General features: G+C 68.1%; 12 protein-coding genes. 1 reads left to right on the forward strand and 11 read right to left on the reverse strand.

Annotation, left to right across the window (positions count from 1 at the left end; genetic code table 11):
• Window positions 1-20: 20 nt before the first annotated feature.
• The 11 genes from ACEPA4_RS16080 to ACEPA4_RS16130 form a co-directional block, all read right to left on the reverse strand.
• Complete coding sequence (locus tag ACEPA4_RS16080; protein ID WP_065185313.1) at window positions 21-1,736, reverse strand: BatD family protein; 1,716 nt, start codon at window positions 1,734-1,736, stop codon at window positions 21-23.
• Entirely contained in the window at window positions 1,733-3,556 is a 1,824-nt protein-coding gene (locus tag ACEPA4_RS16085) for a VWA domain-containing protein (RefSeq protein ID WP_374082890.1), read from the reverse strand. Before ACEPA4_RS16085 ends, ACEPA4_RS16080 begins: the two co-directional genes overlap by 4 nt.
• Entirely contained in the window at window positions 3,553-4,557 is a 1,005-nt protein-coding gene (locus ACEPA4_RS16090; RefSeq protein ID WP_053498463.1) for a VWA domain-containing protein, read from the reverse strand. The genes ACEPA4_RS16085 and ACEPA4_RS16090 overlap by 4 nt, the downstream gene beginning before the upstream one ends.
• Window positions 4,554-5,003, reverse strand: a complete 450-nt coding sequence (locus ACEPA4_RS16095) for a DUF4381 family protein (RefSeq protein ID WP_065179081.1) — start codon at window positions 5,001-5,003, stop codon at window positions 4,554-4,556. The genes ACEPA4_RS16090 and ACEPA4_RS16095 overlap by 4 nt, the downstream gene beginning before the upstream one ends.
• The gene (locus ACEPA4_RS16100; protein ID WP_065179082.1) at window positions 5,000-5,929 is read right to left on the reverse strand and encodes a DUF58 domain-containing protein; all 930 of its coding nucleotides are present in this window, start codon (window positions 5,927-5,929) and stop codon (window positions 5,000-5,002) included. The genes ACEPA4_RS16095 and ACEPA4_RS16100 overlap by 4 nt, the downstream gene beginning before the upstream one ends.
• An 8-nt stretch (window positions 5,930-5,937) precedes the next feature.
• The gene (locus ACEPA4_RS16105) at window positions 5,938-6,963 is read right to left on the reverse strand and encodes an AAA family ATPase (protein ID WP_374082891.1); all 1,026 of its coding nucleotides are present in this window, start codon (window positions 6,961-6,963) and stop codon (window positions 5,938-5,940) included.
• A 173-nt stretch (window positions 6,964-7,136) separates the two neighbouring features.
• On the reverse strand, window positions 7,137-9,107 hold the full coding sequence (locus ACEPA4_RS16110) for a type IV pilus secretin PilQ (protein ID WP_065185316.1): 1,971 nt from the start codon (window positions 9,105-9,107) through the stop codon (window positions 7,137-7,139).
• 21 nt (window positions 9,108-9,128) lie between these two features.
• Entirely contained in the window at window positions 9,129-9,662 is a 534-nt protein-coding gene (locus ACEPA4_RS16115) for a pilus assembly protein PilP (RefSeq protein WP_005418914.1), read from the reverse strand.
• Window positions 9,662-10,318, reverse strand: a complete 657-nt coding sequence (locus ACEPA4_RS16120) for a type 4a pilus biogenesis protein PilO (protein ID WP_057493352.1) — start codon at window positions 10,316-10,318, stop codon at window positions 9,662-9,664. Before ACEPA4_RS16120 ends, ACEPA4_RS16115 begins: the two co-directional genes overlap by 1 nt.
• Entirely contained in the window at window positions 10,315-11,199 is an 885-nt protein-coding gene (locus ACEPA4_RS16125; RefSeq protein WP_065185317.1) for a PilN domain-containing protein, read from the reverse strand. The genes ACEPA4_RS16120 and ACEPA4_RS16125 overlap by 4 nt, the downstream gene beginning before the upstream one ends.
• Window positions 11,199-12,257: a pilus assembly protein PilM gene (locus tag ACEPA4_RS16130; protein ID WP_014038321.1), complete on the reverse strand. Its 1,059-nt coding sequence runs from the start codon at window positions 12,255-12,257 to the stop codon at window positions 11,199-11,201. The genes ACEPA4_RS16125 and ACEPA4_RS16130 overlap by 1 nt, the downstream gene beginning before the upstream one ends.
• Window positions 12,258-12,476: 219 nt before the next feature.
• Between ACEPA4_RS16130 and ACEPA4_RS16135 the strand changes: the two genes are divergently transcribed.
• Entirely contained in the window at window positions 12,477-14,900 is a 2,424-nt protein-coding gene (locus ACEPA4_RS16135) for a penicillin-binding protein 1A (protein ID WP_111128205.1), read from the forward strand.
• The last annotated feature ends 186 nt before the right edge of the window (window positions 14,901-15,086 follow it).

The following is a 15,086-nucleotide window of genomic DNA, read 5'->3' on the forward strand; positions in this document are numbered from 1 at the left end:
AGCGCGCAAGCGGCGCCGGTTCAGGTTCGCCGCGTTGGATACAACGGCGCCAGGCCAGTGTCGGCGGCGCCGGTAGCCGCCGACCAGTGCGGTCCGTCACGGAAGACCTCGCGCAGGCGCGTGCGCAAAGGGGCCAGTTCGCCCTGCCCGCCCCAGCGCGCCTGCTGCAGGTCCAGCAACACCTGGCGCTGGGCCGGGTCATCCAGCCGGGCGATCACCTGCTCGATGCGCTCCACGCCCGCCATCGCACACAGACGCGCCTCCACCTGATCGAAACCCTCACCATCCAGCGCGCGGCGCAGTTCGGCCAGGCCCGCGCGTCCGCTCACCACGGTCGGCACAGAGGGCGTGCCGGCTGCAGGCGTCGCCACACGCGGGCGTCGGCCTCGCTGCCAGCCCCACAACAGGGTCAGCAGCCACAGCAGCGCCAGGCCAATGGCCGCCGCCATCCACGGCCACGGACGCTCGGACAGGCCGCTGGCGCGTGGATCGGTCGCGGCGATACGCGCATCCTGTCCATCGCTGCCCGGCAGCGCGGCAGCGGTGTCGATCGGTGGCAGCGCTGCCGGCGAGGCAGTGGCAGCGCCGGTACCGGCCGCAACGGCCAGCGTCAGGTCCGGCAGCTTGGCTTCCTGTGCCTTGCCGTTGCGCACATCCCACCAGGGCAGGCGTGGTCCCGGCACCACCAGCGAACCCGGCTTGCGCGGCACGATCGAATAGCGGCGGGTGATCTTCAGGCGCGGCGTGCTGCCGTTGAAGGTCTCTTCGTACTGTGCCGGCTCGGCAAACACCTGCGCTGCGTTGCCGACATCGGGGACCGGCAGGTCGGTGAACTGTGCTCGGGTGGCGCCTTCGGCAACCGCTTCGACCACCACGTTGGCTGCCTCGCCGGTACGGGCACTGGTGGGCGCGCTGGTGTAGCGCAGCTGCAGGCTCTGCAGGGGCAACCACGGCTGCGGCGCCTGTGCCGGCTGTGCCTGCACCTGCAACGTGCGGTCTGCGCCAGTGGCATTCATGCGGCCATCGCCGCCCCCGAAGAAGTCATCGAAGAAACCTCCGGCACTGCGCCCGCTGAAACGCGCACCGGACAGCCGCAACGCGCCGCTGCGCTCGGGGATCAGCAGGAAACGTCGTTCGACCACGTTGTAGCGGCGCCCGTTGACCTGGCGCACATCTGTGCGGTCGTCGCCAACGCGCTGCAACGACGCGCCCGCCGGGGTATCCAGCACCAGCTCGCCGGAGGCCAGCTGCGAGGCGAAATACAACCGCACCACCACGCCCACGCTCTGCTGCACGTACGGCGTATCGTCATCGACAAGGGTTTCGATGAAGGCCATCGCATTGCTGTCAGGCCTGGCCACGGCGGCCGCATCGACCTGCAGCGTCAGCGGCGCAGTGCGCACACTGCCCACCTGCAGGCCCGGTACCACCAGCGCACCACTGCGCCGCGGCGTCAGCGCCACGCCATACAGGTTGCGCTGCCGCATGCTGCCATTGCTCCATTCCACCTGGCGGCTGCTGGTCTGGCCGCTCAGGTCGAAGTCGGTGCGCAATGGCGTGAAGTCGGGAGCGCCCTGATCGCTCTCGACATTAAGGGTGACCGTATCACCCATCGCGATGCGGTCGCGGTCCAGCCAGGCACGTGGTTGCGCCCAGGCCAGCAGCGGCAGCCACAGCAACAGCGCCGCCAGTACCGGCCGTGACCAGTGCCCGTGCATGTTGATCGCCCGCGTCATCGCCCTTCCCTCTTCCTGCGTTCGTTTTCCAGCTGGAACTTGGCCCGCAGCAGCGCGCCCGGATCATCCGGCACACGCCGCATCCACGCTTCCACCGCCTGTTGCTCCTCGCGCTCGCGCGGCGTGCGGCCCTCCCCCCCCGGTACGGGTTTGCCGTCCTTGCCAGCCTCGCCCTCGCGTGCCTGCTGCATCGCCTGCTGCATGCGCTGGCGCTGCTGCTCATCGGCCTGGGCCTGTGCCTTGGCATCCTCCACCTGTGGTGGCGCCTGCTGGCCATCGCGGCCGCGCTCGCCGGGCTGCGGGCTCGACGGGTTCTTGTCGTCACCCGCCTTGGGCTGCCCCTGCTGGCCCTGGCCGGGATTCTGCTGTCCCTGCTGCGGCTTCTGGCCCTGCGGGTTCTGCTGGCCCGGGGCATCGTTCTGCTGCTTCTGCTGCCCTTTCTGCGGTGGCTTCTGCTGATTCTGGCCTTTGCCACCCGACTGCCTGCGCTTGCGCGCGGCATCGACCACGGCACGGTTGGCGACCGCATCGGCCATGCCGGGATGCAACGCCAGCGCGCGGTCGTAGGCGGCGATCGCTTCGTCGTAGTTGCCTTCGCGTGCCAGCGTGTTGGCCAGGTTGTACCAGCCGGCATCGCTGTCGATACCCTCGAACTGCCTGCGCGCAGTGGCGAAGTCGCCCTTGCGGTAAGCCTGGACCCCCTCGGCCAGGCGCTGATGCTGCGCCTGGTCGTTACGCTTCCACAGCGTGCCCTGCGCGGGTTGCGAGGCCTGCGTCGCAGGTGCCTGCGCCTGCGCGTCATTCATCCATGGCACGAGGCCGACCGCGAGCACCGCGGCCAGCAGCGCACGACGGCGGAAGGCCAGCAATGCCAGCAGCATCACCGGCGGCAGCAGCCAGAAGCCTTCGTCACGCCACTGCTTGCCTTCGCCCGGCCGCTGCGCCGGCGTGCCTTCGCGCGCGTCGAGTACACCGAGCGCACGCAGATCGCTGTCATCGGCGGAGATGCGTGCATAGCGGCCGCCGCCGGCAGTGGCCACCGCGCGCAGGCTGCCTTCATCCAGCGCAGCCTGGCGGATCTGCCCGCTGCCATCGCGGTAGGCCGCACCGGCAGGCGTGCCCAGGCCCAGCACCGACACCTGCAGGCCCAGGCTGCGTGCCTGCGCTGCCGCCAGTGCAGCTTCACCATCCGCCTGATCGCTGACCAGCAGGATCTGCCCCTGCAGCGCACCGATCTGCCGCATCAGCCGTGTTGCCCAGTCGATGCCGCGGTCGGCACGCTGGCCATCGCGTGGCATCACGTCCGGCGACAGCGCATCCAGATACAGCGCAACATTGCGGCCGTCATCAGTCAGCGGCGCCACGGTGTAGGCATCATCGGCATACACCACCAGGCCCACCTGCCCGCCCTGGCGCGCGCGCAGCAGCTCGCCCACTTTCGCGCGCGCCTGCAGCAGGCGCGACGGTGGCAGATCGGTTGCGCTGATCCGGCTGGACAGGTCCAGTACCACCAGCAGCGGTGCGCTGGCCTGGAACATCGGCTGCGCCTGCTGCCGCCAGCTCGGCCCGGCCATCGCCAGCGATGCCAGTGTCCAGCCCAGCAGCAGCGCCCATGGCAGGCGCACACGACGCTTCGCGCCGGCGGCCAGCAGATGTGGCAACAGATGTGCATCCACCGCCTGCCGCCACGCATCACTGCGCCGTTGCCGGTACAGCGCCAACGCGATGATCAGCGGCAGCGCCAGCAGTGCCCACAACCACTCGGGCCGCAGGAAGTGCAGCGCGTTCCAGTCGGGAAGATTCGAAGCAAACGCGATCATCGGCGACGCTCCGGCCACAGCCATGCCAATGCGCCCAGCAGCAATGCCAGGCCCAACGGCCACGCATAGCGTTCCTCGCGAGGGCGCAGGCTCGGGCCCTTTGCGGCCACTGGCTCCAGGCGATCGAGCTCGGCATAGATGCCGGCCAGCTGCGCGGTATCACGCGCGCGGAAGAACTGGCCGCCGGTCATGCTGGCGATCCTCTTCAGAGTGGCCTCATCGACCGGATCCTGGTCGGTGGAAATCGGAATGCCGAACAACCGCATGCTGCCATCGCCGCCAAACGCAACCGTGTGGATGCGCACGCCCTCGGCGCGCGCCACTTCCGCGGCGCGCAGGGGTTCCAGCACACCAGCATTGCTGACACCATCGGTCAACAGGATCAGCACGCGCTGCCCCTCCGGCTGGCTACGCAGGCGCTTGACCGCCAGGCCGATGGCATCCCCGATGGCGGTCTCGCGCCCGGCCAGCCCGACCACGCTGTCGCGCAGCTGGTCGCGCACGCTGGCCAGGTCCGCAGTCAGTGGCGTGAGCGTATAGGCGCGGTCGCCGAAGATCAGCAGGCCAACGCGGTCGCCGGCACGACGATCCAGGAAGTCGGCCAGCACGGCCTTGGCCGCGGTGAGGCGATCGACCGCCTGGCCGCCCAGCACCATGTCGCCCTCGCCCATGCTGCCGGACACATCCATCGCCAGCATCATCTGCCGTCCCTGCTGCGGCGGGGTGATGGCTTCGCCCAGCTGCTGCGGTCGTGCCAGCGCGATGCACAGTGCACACCAGCCCAGCCACAGCAGCAGCGTGCGCAGCCACGACGCGTCAACACGGCCGCCACCAGACAGGGCTTCGAGCTCGGCGGCAGCATAGGGCACACGCAGTGCGGCGCCGGGTTCTGCACGGCGCTTCCACCAGCGCATCAGCAGCGGCATCGGGAGGGCCAGCAGGGCCAGCGGCCACGCCAGCTGCAGGTCCGGCCATGGCCAGTAACTTGCCAGCAGGTTCATCGGCGCCGCTCCAGCAGCATCGCCAGATAGCGTTCGCGGGCCCAGCTGCGCACAGCGGCCACGTCGTTGCTGTCGACGCACGGGCGATAGGCGCCTTCGGCCAACAGGCTGCGGCGCGCATCGGGCAACGTGCCCTGCGGGTCCAGGCGTTGCCACCAGGCGTCATCGCGCAGTGATTCGCTGCCCGGCTTCGCATGGCGTGCGGCACGGCGCAGCAGTCCCGCGATGGCCGCCAGTTCGGCCGTAGCGTCGGGGGCGATTGCCAGTTCCTGATCGAACAGCTGCAACCAGCGCTGGCGGCGGCGGCGACGTCGCCACATCACCACGGCGATCACCAGCAGCACCAGCACGACCACCGCGCCGATCATCAGGTAACCAGGGGCTGGCGGCCACCATGACGGTGCTGGCGGCAGCTGCACATCGCGCAACGGCAGCGCGGCGCTCATGCCGGCACCTCGGTCGGCGACGGCGCCAGCCAGGCGTCGCTGGGCGCATCGGAGGACAGCACCTGCACGTCGACACGGCGTGCGCCGAGCTGGCGCCGAAGTTCCTGCAGCGGCTCGACAAAGTGCGCCTGCCAGTGCGCCTGCACTTCGCTGCGGCGCAGGTCGAGACCGATGCGCTGCTGCGCGGTCTGGAACTGCAACGCCGCCGACGGTGGCCGCAGCTCCAGTGGATCGACCAGCAGCACCAGGCTGAGGTCGTGATGCTGGGCCAGCGCGCTCCAGCGCGCGGGCGGAATGCGGATGGCCTGCTGCGGATCGGCCAGCACCAGCATGCGTGCCCCCGGGCGCAGCACGCGACCGGCATGGTCCAGCGCGCGCTCCAGGCCCAGATCGTCGGCTGGCGGCTGTGCGTACCAGCGGGTCAGCGCGTCGAGCACGCGCAGCACGCCGCGTGGCCCACCTGCCGGAGCGATCGGCGCTTCGCGGTCGCTGCCACGCAATGCGCCCACGCGGTCGCCACGGCGCTGCGCCGACCACGCGGCAACAGCACCGGCGCGTGCGGCCTGCACCGATTTGAAGCGCACGCGGGTGCCGAAGTACAGCGCCGGCGAGGTATCGGCCACGATCAGGCTGACTCGTTCGCGTTCGGCCTGGAACAGTTTGGTATGGGCGCGACCGGTGCGCGCCGTCACACGCCAATCGATGTGGCGCGCGTCGTCGCCGGCCACGTATTCGCGCGACTCGGCGTACTCCATGCCGCGGCCGCGCAGCGGGGACGGTGCCTGGCCCGCGTTGCCGGTGCGGCCACGGCGCGGCGGCGGCGGACGCTGTGCCAGCCGGCGCAGCGCGACCAGTTCGGCCAGCTGCGGGCGCAGCCCGTCACCTTCGAGCGCAGACGGTGCCTGTTCCACGGATGGATCGGTCATCCGCAGGCTCAGGGTGCCGGCACCCGGGCCAGCAGCTCCTGCACCAGGCGCTCGCCGTCCCAGCCTTCGGCGGTGGCTTCATAGCTGGGCAGCACGCGATGGCGCAGCACGTCGGCGGCGACCGCGCGCACGTCGTCGGGCGTGACGAAGTCACGGCCAGACAACCACGCCCGCGCGCGGGCGCAGCGTTCCAGTGCGATGGAACCGCGCGGGCTTGCCCCCCATGCGATGCGGCGGCCGAGGCCGGCGTCGTAGCGCGATGGATCACGCGAGGCCAGCACCAGTTCGATCAGGTAGCGCTCCAGTGCCGGTGCCATGTGCAGGTCCAGCACTTCGCGGCGGGCGTCGAACACGTCCTGCATCGGCATCTTGTCTGGCGCCGGCGCGGCCTCGCCCAATGCACCGCGGGCACGCTCACGGGCCAGCCGCAGGATCTCCGATTCGGCGGCCTGGTCCGGGTAACCGATGCGCACATGCATCAGGAAGCGGTCCAGCTGCGCTTCCGGCAGCGGGAACGTGCCTTCCTGCTCGATCGGGTTCTGCGTGGCCATCACCAGGAACAGCGGCGGCAGCGCATAGGTATGGCGGCCAACCGTGACCTGGCGCTCGCCCATGGCTTCCAGCAGCGCCGACTGCACCTTGGCCGGCGCACGGTTGATCTCGTCGGCCAGCAGGATCGGGTGGAAGATCGGGCCAGGCACGAACTCGAAGCGGCCCTCCTGAGGGCGCCAGATCTCGGTGCCGGTGAGGTCGGCCGGCAGCAGGTCGGGGGTGAACTGCACGCGGGCAAAGTCTGCTTCCAGGCGCGAGGCCAGTGCACGGATCGCCGTGGTCTTGGCCAGGCCCGGCGCGCCCTCCACCAGCAGGTGGCCGTCGGCCAGCAACGCGATCAGCAGGCGTTCGACCAGGGCCGCCTGGCCGACGATCTCGGTCGACAACGCATCGCGCAGCTGGGTGAATGCCGCATGCAGGCGGGAGGTTGCCGGCGCGGGCGGCGGCGAGACAGTTTCGGGCATCGGCGGTGGCAGGTTCATGGGGGCCTTTGACCGGCGCAGGACGGCACGGGTTCCCGACATCATCGCAGGGTGCCTTGCGATTGGCATCAAGAACGGCTGAACAGCGCATCCGCGCATGGCGTGGATCTACCGGCGGAAACGAGGAAGGGCCGCACAGGGCGGCCCTTCTTCGAAGACTTCGGAGCGGTGGCTCAGTTCTGCTTGGCCACGCGCAGCACCTTCGGGGTGACGAACACCAGCAGTTCGGCCTTGTCCTTGTTGCGGCCGCGCTTCTTGAACAGGTTGCCCAGGAACGGCACGTCGCCCAGGAACGGCACCTTGCTGATGCTGTTGCGATCGGTGAACTCGTAGACACCACCGATCACCACGGTCTGCCCGTCCTCGACCAGCACCGCGGTATTGACTTCGCGGCGGTTGATCGACGGCACCGTGCCGTAGCCCTCCAGCTGGATCAGCTGGTCGACTTCGTCCTTCTTCACCTGCATGTTGAGGAACACGCGGTTGTCGTTGGTGATGGTCGGAGTGACCTTCAGCTCCAGCACCACTTCCTTGAACTGCACGTTCGGCGTCGCCACGCCGCCAGCGGTACCACCGCTGATGGTGACGTAACCGATCTCCTTGCCCTGCTTGATCATCGCTTCGCGCTGGTTGGTGGTGACCACGCGCGGGTTGGAGATCACCTCGCCTCGCGATTCCTGCTGCATGGCCGACAGTTCCACGTCCAGCAGGTAGCCGGCATTGAGGATCGACAGTGCCAGCGAACCCGGGTTGCTGGCGGCGGCCACCGGCAGGTTCCAGTTCAGGCCACGGGTGATCGCCGAGCCGGACTTCACCGGCGGCGGGCCGACCCGGCCACCGGCTTCCCAGTCACGCTCGGCCTTGGCGTTGGCCAGGTCGGTCGTCACCTGCGACTCACGGGTCTTGGCGTTGGCATCCAGGCTGCCGCTGAAGTACACGTTGTCGCGGCTGCCGCTGACACCGAACTTCGCACCCAGTTCGCGGGCGAAGGTATCGGTGGCGATGACGATGCGGCTTTCGATCAGCACCTGGTCGACCGGGCGGTCGATCACGTTGATCAGCTCGCGCATGCGCGCGATCTTCTTCGGGATGTCGCTGATCATCAGCGTGTTGGTGCGCTCGTCGGCCACGATGCGGCCGCGCGAGGACAGGAAGCCACTGTCTTCCTGCGACGAGCTGCCCGAACCACCACCGCTGCCACCACCGCCACTGCCACCAATGCCCTTGGCCTCGGTCAGCGCTTTGAAGATCTGCGTGGCGCTGTGGTAGTTGATCTGGATGTAGTCGGTCTGCAGGTCTTCGCGGTTCTCGATGGCGATGCGCGCGTCTTCCTTCTCCTGCTCGAACTTGGCCAGTTCAGCCTGCGGCGCCACCCAGATCACGCTGCCATCGCGACGCTTGTCCAGGCCCTTGGCGCGCAGGACGATGTCCAGCGCCTGGTCCCACGGCACATTGACCAGGCGCAGGGTCACATTGCCCTGCACCGAGTCGGACGCAACCACGTTCAGGTTGGACTCCTCGGCGATCAACTGCAGCACGGTGCGCACCGGCACGTCCTGGAAGTTGAAGGTCACCGGCTTGCCGGTGAAACCACGCTGGCCGACGGCCTTGGCCGCCTGGGTGACGCTGCCGGCGGTGACCGCGCCGACGGCGGCCGGGGCCTGCCGCGGGCTGATCTCGACCACGTACTCATTGCCGCTCTGGTAGGCCAGCGACTCCACGGCACCCCCGGTGCTCAGCACCAGCTGGGTACCGGCACCGGACGGTTTGGCGTCGATGCGCTGTACCGGCGTGGCGAAGTCGGTGACGTTCATCGGCTTCTGCAGGTTGGCCGGCAGTCGGGCATTGCCGACGTCGACCACGACGCTGTTGCCCTGCGTGCGCAGGTCAGGGATCGCGCCCTGCCCGTCGAACTGCACGATCAGGCGCCCGGCGCCGTCATCGCCACGCTTGAAATCGATCTTGGCCACCGACAGGCCTGCCGGCGCAGCGGCCGGTGCCACGGTGGCGCCCACCGGCTTTTCCGCCGGTGCGGCAGCCAGCGCCGGAGCGCAGGCCAGCATCAGCGCGACTCCCAGCGCGCTGACACGGTTCAAGGTAGAGCGCCGGATGGGACGCAGCCCCTTGGCTTGGTGAAAGGTCATCGTGCTATCCCCAGTAAACGATCATTGATCTTCAAGCGAGAGCGTTGCCGGCCGTTCCAGCCAGCCACCCGCGCCATCCGGCACCAGTTCGATCAGCTCCACGCGGTCTTCGAAGACCGCCGTGACCCGCCCGTCGCTCTGCCCCAGGTAACCGCCCGGGCGAACCCGGTAGGTGACCTTGTCCGGCCCCATCACCAGCGCCACGGTGCCTGCACCGGTACCGATGGTGCCGACCATGTCCAGCGCATCCAGCGGGAAGCCTTCCAACGGCTCCTTGCGCCGGTTCGGGTCCGGTCGCAATCCGCCGTTCCCCTGCTGCGGATTGGTCCAGGCATCGGTGAACGGATCGCGCATGCCCTGCGCGGAGTATTCAAAGGTCTCGAACTGCTGCATCACCGGCAGCGGCTCCAGCGGTTGCGCCGGTCGCGCGCGCTCGCCTTCCACCCACTTCTCAAGGTTCGGTGCGTCGCCGGGCGTGCTGGTCACGCCACGGCCGCAACCGGCCAGCAGCAGTACAGCCAGCACCATCGCACCACGTACGGTCTGCGCGCGCATCACTTCTTGCCCTCCTTGCCAGCGTCGGCCGCCTGCTGCGCCTGCACTTCGGTCTCGTCCAGGTAACGGTAGGTCTTGACCGTACCGGACAGTTCCAGTGCACCGCTGCGGACGTTGCCGCCGGTCTTTTCCTTGGGCTTGAGGTTGATGTCATGCATGGTCAGGATCACCACCCGCGGCAACGAGGCCACGCCACTGACGAATGCGCCGAACTGGTGGTAACTGCCCACCATGCGCAGCTTGATCGGCTTCTCGGCGTAGAACTCCTTGATCTGCTCCTGCTCCGGCTCGAACAGCTCGTTGGTCAGGCCGCTGGACAGCGCGGTCTGCGAGATGTCGATGATCAGGTCGGGCATTTCGGTCTTGCTCGGCAGCTGCCGCAGCATCTGCTGCAGCACCTGCTCCATCTGCGCCAGCTGCTGCTTCAGCGGCCCCAGGTTCACCGCGCGTTCCTGCTGCTTGGTGAACTCGGCGCGCAGCTCGACTTCCTTCGATTCCAGGCCGGCCAGTTCTTCGCGCTTGCCGCTGATCAGCAGCATCCACGCCACGAACATGATGACCAGCGCCAGCAACGAGCAGAAGACGATCTTGGCCTTCTGCGGCCAGTTGCCGATGTCGTTGAAATCCAGGTTCTTGATGTCGATCTTCTGGCTCATGCGCGGTCCCCCTGCAGCAGCGCATTGAAGGCCTGCGGCGGCTGCGCCAGGCGGCTGCCCTCAGGCTTCGGGGCAGGTGCCGGGGCCGGCGCGGCGGCCGGAGCGGCCGGTTGGTTCGGCTTGGCCGGAGTGGCCGGCGGTGCAGCGGCCGGTGCGGCGGGAGCCGCTGCCGGCTGGCCCGCTGCCGGAGCCGCAGGCGTCGCGGCATCCGGACCTGCGGCCAACGGAGCCACCGGTGCCGGCGGAGCCGTCGCCACCGACCCATCGGCGTTCAGGCCCGGCGTCGCCGAGACCTCTTCGCTCTGTGCCGGCAGTTTCACCTTGACCACGAACACGTAGGGCAGCGCCTTGATGTCGGCCAGCGGACCGACCTTGCCATCCTTGTCCTTCTCCGGGTCACGCGCTTCGATGATCGACAGCTCCGGATTGGTCATCCAGCCGGAGGTCTCCAGGTTGCGCATGTAGGCCGAAACGCGGGCGTTGGACTGGGTGCGGCCTTCCAGCGTCAGCACATCCCCTTCCTGCTTCAGCGCGGTCAGCACCACGCCATCGGGAATGGTGCGTACCAGCGCGTCGAACAGGTGGACCATCTGCGAGCGCTTGGCCTGCAGTTCCTCGATCACCTTCTTGCGGGCCAGCAGGCGTTCCTTCTGCGCGTCGAGGCGATCGATCTCCTTGTTCTGTTCCTTGACCTTCTCGATCTCGGCTTCCAGGTAGGCGTTGCGGTCCATCTGGCCGCTCACCTGGCGGTCGTAATAGAACCAGATCATCAGCGACAAAAGCAGGCCACCGACAGCGGCCATGCCCAGCATTGCGTAGAACTCGCGCTGGCGTTGCTTGCGCCGCTCGGCGCGCCAGGGCAATAGATTGATGCGTGCCATCAGTCGAAGCTCCTCAGCGCCAGACCGGTCGCGATCATCAGCGCGGGGGCATCCTGGGCCAACGCATGCGCGTTCACCTTCGGCCCCAGGGTCATCTGCGCCAGCGGGTTGGCGACCACGGTCGGCACACCCAGCTGTTCCTCGACCATCTCCGGCAGGCCACCGAGCACGGCGCAGCCGCCGGCCAGCACGATGTGATCGACGCGGTTGAATTCGCTGCCCGCATAGAAGAACTGCAGCAGGCGGCTGATCTGCTGGACCGTGGCTTCCTTGAACGGCTCCAGCACCTCCATCTCGTAGCTTTCCGGCAGGCCGCCCTGGCGCTTGGCCAGCCCGGCTTCCTCGTAGCTCAGGCCGTAGCGGCGCATGATCTCGTCGGTCAGCTGCTTGCCACCGAACACCTGCTCGCGGCTGTAAAGGCTACGACCGCCGCGCAGGACATTGAGGGTGGTCATGGTGGCGCCGATGTCGACCAGCGCAACCACGCCGTCGATGGACACCGGCAGCTCGCTGGCGACCAGGGCGTAGGCGTTCTCGACCGCAAAGGCCTCCACGTCCATCACCTTGGCCTGCAGGCCACCGAGCTCCAGCGCGGACTGGCGCAGCTCGACATTCTCCGAACGCGACGCGGCCAGCAGCACCTGGACCATCTCCGGGTTGTTCGGGATCGACCCGATCACCTCGAAGTCCAGGTTCACTTCCTCGATCGGATACGGAATGTAGTTGACCGCTTCCAGCTCGATCTGGGCTTCCATGTCGTTTTCGTCGAGATCGGCCGGCATCGGGATCACCTTGGTGATCACCGCCGACCCCGCGACGGCGGCAGCGGCCAACTTGGCCTTGCTGCCTGAACGGTTCATCGCCCGGCGGATGGCCTCACCGACGGCCTCCACTTCGACGATGTTCTTCTCCACCACCGCATTCGGCGGAAGAGGTTCCACAGCGTAATGTTCCACGCGGAAACGATTGCCGCTGCGGGACAGCTGCAAAAGCTTTACCGCAGTCGAACTGATGTCGACGCCTACAAGCGGCGACTGACTTTTTGGGATGAGCCCCACGGTTTCTCCCCTGCCGACGGGCACTTGGACGCAAGACCTGCGTCCGAGCATTAATAACGTATTCTTAGCAAATGGCAACGGCCCTGCTGTGAAATCCCTCACGGATTCACCATGCAGCCCCTGACTGTTCCCCTTGCGCTCCCCGGTGCCGACCCCAGCCGCCACCTTGCGTAATCTATACTCTGCGACCACGAAATTCGCAATCGGAATCTGAACCCGATGACTCGACTCCGCCGCTGGCTGCGCTGGATCTTCCTGATTGTCCTGGTCCTGGCGCTGATCGGCGCGGCCGCCGTGGGCGGTCTGTACTATGCCGTTTCCTCCAAGCTTCCCGACGTGCAGACCCTGCGCGACGTGGAAATGCAGGAGCCGATGTACGTCTACGCTGCCGACGGCAAGCTGATGGCGGTGTTCGGCGAGACCCGGCGCACCCCGGTCACCATGAAGGACGTGCCCGAGCGGCTGAAGCAGGCCTTCCTGGCCACCGAGGACGCCCGCTTCTACGAACATGGCGGCGTGGACTACATGGGCATCGGCCGTGCGGTCTGGCTGCTGGCCACCACCAACGACAAGCGCGTGCCGGGTGGCTCCACCATCACCCAGCAGGTTGCCCGCCAGTTCTTCCTCAGCTCCGAGTACAGCTACACCCGCAAGCTGGCCGAGATCCTGCTGGCGCGCAAGATCGAGTCCGAGCTGAGCAAGGACGAGATCTTCGAGCTGTACCTGAACAAGAGTTTCTTCGGCAACCGCGCCTACGGCGTGGCGGCCGCCGCCGAGTTCTACTACGGCAAGAAGCTGAACGAGCTGGACCTGGACGAGATGGCCTCGCTGGCCGGTATCCCCAAGTTCCCGTCGTCGGGCAACCCGATCTCCAACCCGGAACGTGCCCGCCAGCGCCGCGACAATTACGTGCTGCAGCGCATGGCCGACCTGAAGTTCGTCAGCCAGGCCGAAGCCGACGCGGCCAAGGCCGTGCCGATGCACGCCACCGCGCATGAGCCGCCGGTGCAGGTCGATGCACCCTACGTGGCCGAGCTGGTGCGCCAGGAAATGATCGCCCGCTTCGGCGGCGACGTGGTCAACAAGGGCTACCACGTCACCACCACGATCGACTCCACCCTGCAGACCGCCGCCAACCTGGCCGTCCGTGATGGCCTGCTGCTGTACGACCACCGTCACGGTTGGCACGGCGTGGAGAAGCAGGTGCAGCTGGGCGCCGGCGACGATACCGCCGCGCTGGCCGAGCACCTGCGCGGCATGTACGGCCAGGCCGGCCTGCTGCCGGCAATCGTCGCCAGCACCGCGGCCGATGGCAGCGCCACGGTGGTGCTGGCCAACCGCACCGAGATCGTGCTGCCGGCCGGCGCCGCCAAGTGGACCAACAAGACCCCGGGCAAGCTGGTGCAGCGCGGCGACATCGTGCGCGTACGCGCCGGTGCCAAGGACGGGGAGTGGCTGCTGGACCAGATCCCGCGCGGCCAGTCCGCGCTGGTCTCGCTGGATGCTCACAGCGGCGCGCTGAAGGCGCTGGTGGGTGGCTTCAGCTTCTCCGGCAACAAGTTCAACCGCGCCACCCAGGCCCGCCGCCAGCCGGGTTCGAGCTTCAAGCCGTTCGTCTACGCGGCCGCCTTCGACAAGGGCTACAACCCGGCCTCGATCGTGCTCGACGCCCCGGTCGTGTTCCGCGATCGCCGCGGCAAGACCTGGGCCCCGCAGAACGATGGCGGCGGCTTCCGCGGCCCGATGCGCCTGCGTGAAGCGCTGGTGCAGTCGCGCAACCTGGTCTCGGTACGCCTGCTTGATGGCATGGGCGTGGACTACGCGCGCAAGTACATCAGCGAGTTTGGCTTTGCCGAATCGGAGCTGCCGCCGAACCTGTCGATGTCGCTGGGCACTGCATCGCTGACCCCGCTGTCGGTGGCGCGTGGCTACGCGGTGTTCGCCAATGGCGGCTCGCGCGTGGATACCTGGCTGATCGACCAGGTCAATGACCGCGACGGCAACCTGGTGTTCAAGGAAAACCCGGCGCTGGCCTGCCGCGACTGCGCCGGCAGCAGCGATCAGCCGGTCAACCAGGTGGTGGATGGCTTCAACTTCGGCGCCCCGGCCCCGAAGGTGGACCCGGCCGCTGCGGCCAAGGCCGAAGCCAAGACCGAAACTGCCGCCGCTCCGGCCAACCCGGATGCCCGCACCGCCCCGCGCGCGATCGACGCCCGCACCGCCTACCAGTTGGTGTCGATGATGCGCGACGTGGTCCAGCGCGGTACCGGTGTGCAGGCCAAGGTGCTCGGCCGCGAGGACGTGGGCGGCAAGACCGGCTCCACCAACGACCATCGTGACGCCTGGTTCTCCGGCTTCGGCGGCCCGTACGTGACCACCGTGTGGGTGGGCCGCGACGACTTCCGCTCGCTGGGTTACCGCGAGTACGGCGGCAAGGCGGCGCTGCCGATCTGGATCGACTACATGCGCACCGCGCTGAAGGACACCCCGATCGCGCAGAACGAGCCGCCCAGCGGCATGGTCCAGGCCACGCTCAACGGCGCGACCGAGTGGGTGAAGGTGGAAGACATGGATCGCCTGACCGACTACGACCTGAACCTCAATACGCCGCAGGCCGACGCCGCCGCGTTCGATATCTTCTGAGGAAGGGTGCAGTGGGTGCCAACCGTGGGTTGGCACCGATGCGACTGTAGAGCCGAGCCCATGCTCGGCTCAGGGCCCCGCGTAGAGCAGCCGAGCGTGGGCTCGGCTCTGCATCCCCTCCGTGAAATACCTACGCGGATGTCACATCCGTGCGCTAGTCTGTAGCCAGGTCGCAACAGGAGTCAT

The organism is Stenotrophomonas sp. P2112, assembly GCF_041897515.1.
Taxonomy (GTDB): domain Bacteria; phylum Pseudomonadota; class Gammaproteobacteria; order Xanthomonadales; family Xanthomonadaceae; genus Stenotrophomonas; species Stenotrophomonas sepilia.

Coding starts and splice junctions, on each gene's coding strand:
- ACEPA4_RS16080 (WP_065185313.1), bottom strand. CDS start 1,736: ATGACGCGGGCGATCAACATGCACGGGCACTGGTCACGGCCGGTACTG.
- ACEPA4_RS16085 (WP_374082890.1), bottom strand. CDS start 3,556: ATGATCGCGTTTGCTTCGAATCTTCCCGACTGGAACGCGCTGCACTTC.
- ACEPA4_RS16090 (WP_053498463.1), bottom strand. CDS start 4,557: ATGAACCTGCTGGCAAGTTACTGGCCATGGCCGGACCTGCAGCTGGCG.
- ACEPA4_RS16095 (WP_065179081.1), bottom strand. CDS start 5,003: ATGAGCGCCGCGCTGCCGTTGCGCGATGTGCAGCTGCCGCCAGCACCG.
- ACEPA4_RS16100 (WP_065179082.1), bottom strand. CDS start 5,929: ATGACCGATCCATCCGTGGAACAGGCACCGTCTGCGCTCGAAGGTGAC.
- ACEPA4_RS16105 (WP_374082891.1), bottom strand. CDS start 6,963: ATGAACCTGCCACCGCCGATGCCCGAAACTGTCTCGCCGCCGCCCGCG.
- ACEPA4_RS16110 (WP_065185316.1), bottom strand. CDS start 9,107: ATGACCTTTCACCAAGCCAAGGGGCTGCGTCCCATCCGGCGCTCTACC.
- ACEPA4_RS16115 (WP_005418914.1), bottom strand. CDS start 9,662: ATGCGCGCGCAGACCGTACGTGGTGCGATGGTGCTGGCTGTACTGCTG.
- ACEPA4_RS16120 (WP_057493352.1), bottom strand. CDS start 10,318: ATGAGCCAGAAGATCGACATCAAGAACCTGGATTTCAACGACATCGGC.
- ACEPA4_RS16125 (WP_065185317.1), bottom strand. CDS start 11,199: ATGGCACGCATCAATCTATTGCCCTGGCGCGCCGAGCGGCGCAAGCAA.
- ACEPA4_RS16135 (WP_111128205.1), top strand. CDS start 12,477: ATGACTCGACTCCGCCGCTGGCTGCGCTGGATCTTCCTGATTGTCCTG.